The organism is Tardiphaga sp., assembly GCF_041424195.1.
GTDB lineage: Bacteria > Pseudomonadota > Alphaproteobacteria > Rhizobiales > Xanthobacteraceae > Tardiphaga.
The window spans coordinates 1-3,473 of record NZ_JBGMOE010000212.1 but is presented as its reverse complement, the minus strand read 5'-3'; the positions used below and the strand labels follow the sequence as shown (position 1 = coordinate 3,473).

Sequence of the window (3,473 nt, the reverse complement as noted above, 5' to 3'; positions counted from 1 at the left end):
CGGCGCAGAGCGACAGCCTACCTCTGACTGCCGCCAATCTTTGCAACAGAGCCCTTAAGATGTATTTGCGCGTGTCGCGCTATACCCCTCATCGTAAAATCCGCGTAGCCCTGTTCTATGAGGACGCGCCGCGCGGAATTCAGAATCGCTTTCCGGCGATCGGCACTTTCAGTCGAACGCGATTCCCGACTTTTTTGCTTAGATTTGGCGGAGATGGCCTCGAGATGACCCAGTTCCTCTGTTTCGCGATCTTGACCAGACATTTATTCTAAAGCCTTCTTGCAATGACACCGAAACACCATCGGGCCGGGCGCGGCACGGGTCTGTCAGCGGGGCTGTCTCCAATGCTTCTCATCGCCACCCAATAGCCATAGCATGTGCCTGCGCCTCGACAAGACGCTTCAGGCGACATGGGCCGTCGATTGACGGTAAGGTATCTGTGAAAGCTTCTCCTCGCGGAATGTCTCCTTTGACGCTGGCAGCCTCGGCCAGCCCAGATTTCTCAAAGATCTATAATTTCCTGCCATAGCGCGGCTCCAGCCTAACGGGGATGGGCAGGTCGGGGATGATTGGAAACCGCTAACCTCGTCGGTTGTGCGGCCGTCACATGACGGAGCGGGCGTCGGCAGTCCGAGTTTTCCTCCCCGATACGGAAAACGCAACTATCTCAGCGCCATCGGGGCGAGGGCCGAACGTTGCTGCCGCGGGCGCCAATCCACAAATTGACATGCCGTCATATGACGGCATAAATTATCCTGGAAAGAATTCCATCTTGATCGGAATCAACCGTCACCATGGGTAAGGAGATTGTGAAATGTCTGTTTCGGTCAGTCTTGGCAAAACGGCCTTTGAAGCGCTGTCACCCACGCAGGCCATCGACCCATCCTGGGTTAAATCGGGTCATGTCGAAGAGGCTGGCGAGCTGTTGCATGCGTCAGCGGACGGAAAATATGTCGTGCAATTGTGGGAATGTCGCACGGCGGTCGAGCTCGAAATTCCCTATTATCCCGTGGACGAATTCATCACTATAATAGAAGGTAACGTATTGATAACAGCAGATAAAAATATCACAACGGAATATGTGGCCGGTGATAGCTTTGTCATTCCGAAGGGCTTCGCCGGTAGCTGGCGGCAGGAGGGGCGGCTCCGAAAATATGCGGCCTGCTACCTAGGTTAGGCCTGAAATGTCCAGGGATCTAATGCACTTCCCAGCCGGTTGTGCAGTCCGCGTGCTTTTCGATCGTCGCTCAAGTCTGGCCGCGCCCGCCCAGACTCCGGCAAGGGTATTCTGTGAGCATTGACGGGCAGTCATGTGACGGTATAAATGACCGTCATATGACGGTGTAAATCCGAATCACCGTATCTGGAGAAGCGCATGGCTGGCATTGCTTTTGCTGCTGGATTGAAGGAGCCGCTGATTGGCGTACTCGCAAGCGCGCTGGCGGTTTGGCCCTCCATGGCCAGCGCTGCGTGCGCGCCCGCTCATGGTGCGGTGGTTTTCAAGAAATGTGTCGCCTGCCACGCGGTTGACGGACCGAAGCATGGCGCAGGCCCCAGTCTAGCAGGTGTCGTCGGTCGTCGTTCGGGAGCCGCTCCGGGGTTCAAATACTCCCCGACACTCCGCGATCTCAACATTGTCTGGACGCCGGCCAGCCTCGACCAGTTTCTGATCGGCCCGCAGGCCTATGCTAAGGGAACGCGCATGGCTTTTTCGGGTCTGCGCGATCCGCAGGCTCGGGCCGACCTGATCTGCTTTCTTCAATCCAAGAGTTAAAAGCGCCATGACAGACGATCGAAATAGCGCGCAATCCGGTTCGGTAGCCGCATCAATATCCGACGACGGGGCGAAGGGGCGGCAGGCGTCGCGCCGTGAGCTGTTCACCGCCGCCGGAGCGTCGCTCCTGTTGGCCGTCCCCATGTCGCCTGCTGTGAGCAAGGCGGCCCGCGATACCTCAGCGCGTGCAGCGCCCTCAGTTATTGTCATCGGTGGCGGCTTTTGCGGTGTAACGGCCGCACGTGAGCTAGGCCAGCGCGGCTATGATGTGACGCTGCTCGAGGCGCGTAACCGGCTTGGCGGACGCACCTTCACCGCCGAATTTGCCGGGGAAGCGACCGATATGGGCGGCACCTGGATCCATTGGCAGCAGCCGCACGTATGGTCGGAAATGCAGCGTTATGGTTTGAAGCTGAAGGAGACGCCGGGCGCCGTTGCCGAGGACATCGTCTATCTTGATTATGAAGGCAGGCGACACGAGACCAGGGCGTCCAAGGTCTGGGCCGATCTCGATGCGTCAGTCGCCCGCCTTTTCGGCAATGCCTACGAGACGATGCCGCGTCCGGCCGAGCCATTTGCCGACGACAAATGGGTGAAGGCCGATACGTATTCCATCCAGCAAAAACTCGACGCCACCGACCTGACGCCGGAAATCAGAATCCTGCTCGACACTTGGTGCACGCTTTTCGCTTCGGCGCCGGCCAAGGATGGCGCGTGGATCGACCTGATGCGCCTGTACGCGCTCTGCAGCTACAACACGACGATCATGAATGATGCCACCGCCCGCTACAAGATCGAGGGCGGGACGCGCTCTCTGCTGGATGCGATCGCGGCGGAGGCCGCTGCCGACGTACGGCTCTCGACGCCGGTCAAGGCGGTCAGGCAACTTGGCGACAAGGTCGAAGTCGTGACGGAGGAGGGCGTCCGACTGACGGCGGACGCCGTTGTCGTTGCGGTGCCGATGAACGTGCTCAAGGATATTGCCTTTATTCCCGCTTTGTCAGCGCCGAAGCTGGAAGCATCAAGGCAAACCCATTCGGGCAACGGCACCAAGGTCCATGTGTTGCTCGACAAGGCCTATCCCATGTTTTCGGGGTGGGCCCCCACGGGCAATGTCCCGCTCAACTTCGTCATCTGGGAGGGTGTCAAAGACGGCCAAACCCATTTGATAGGCTTCGGGCCGAGCGCGGAGACGCTCGACGTCAACGACACCAGCGCCGTGCAGACTGCCATCCAGGCCTTCGTACCAGGCGCCCAAGTGGTCGAGTCCTATAGTTATGAGTGGGGCGCGGATCCCTATTCGCAAGGCGTCTGGTGTTTCGCGCGCCCAGGCCAGATGTCGAAGTTCCTCGGACCGCTTCAAGGCGCACAGGGCCGCGTGCATTTTGCCAATGCCGACTGGGCCAGTGGATGGCGCGGCTTCATCGACGGCGCGATTGAACAGGGAGTCGTGGCGGCGCGCCATATCCACCAGCAACTTGACCATTCCGCGGCTCCGGCCCGGCCCGCGGCAAGCTGAGCAAGCAAGCCCGCGCAAATATTCGTGACGACCGGCGGAAGTGGACATTCCGCAGCGGCATTCCATGGGGGAAGAGGATGAAGACGTTTCTATCTATGCTTTTGGGAAGTGCCGGGCTGGTCTGCCTGGCTCTGTTGCAAAAATCGTGAAGCTTGAGCATGCTTGGCGGAGATTGGACGG

At 59.1% G+C, this 3,473-nt stretch carries 4 protein-coding genes; 3 read left to right on the top strand and 1 reads right to left on the bottom strand.

Features of this window, described 5'->3' with window-relative positions; genetic code table 11:
- Nucleotides 1-17 precede the first annotated feature (17 nt).
- Nucleotides 18-263: a TetR family transcriptional regulator gene (locus ACEK02_RS29665; RefSeq protein WP_371425021.1), complete on the bottom strand. Its 246-nt coding sequence runs from the start codon at nt 261-263 to the stop codon at nt 18-20.
- A 551-nt stretch (nt 264-814) separates the two neighbouring features.
- Between ACEK02_RS29665 and ACEK02_RS29660 the strand changes: the two genes are divergently transcribed.
- The 3 genes from ACEK02_RS29660 to ACEK02_RS29650 all read left to right on the top strand — a co-directional run bounded on the left by ACEK02_RS29660 (nt 815) and on the right by ACEK02_RS29650 (nt 3,293).
- The gene (locus ACEK02_RS29660; protein ID WP_062344217.1) at nt 815-1,177 is read left to right on the top strand and encodes a cupin domain-containing protein; all 363 of its coding nucleotides are present in this window, start codon (nt 815-817) and stop codon (nt 1,175-1,177) included.
- Between the two features lie 198 nt (nt 1,178-1,375).
- Nucleotides 1,376-1,774, top strand: a complete 399-nt coding sequence (locus tag ACEK02_RS29655; protein WP_062344219.1) for a cytochrome c family protein — start codon at nt 1,376-1,378, stop codon at nt 1,772-1,774.
- Between the two features lie 7 nt (nt 1,775-1,781).
- Nucleotides 1,782-3,293, top strand: coding sequence for an NAD(P)/FAD-dependent oxidoreductase (locus tag ACEK02_RS29650; protein WP_291549194.1), 1,512 nt, complete (start codon nt 1,782-1,784; stop codon nt 3,291-3,293).
- Nucleotides 3,294-3,473 lie beyond the last annotated feature (180 nt).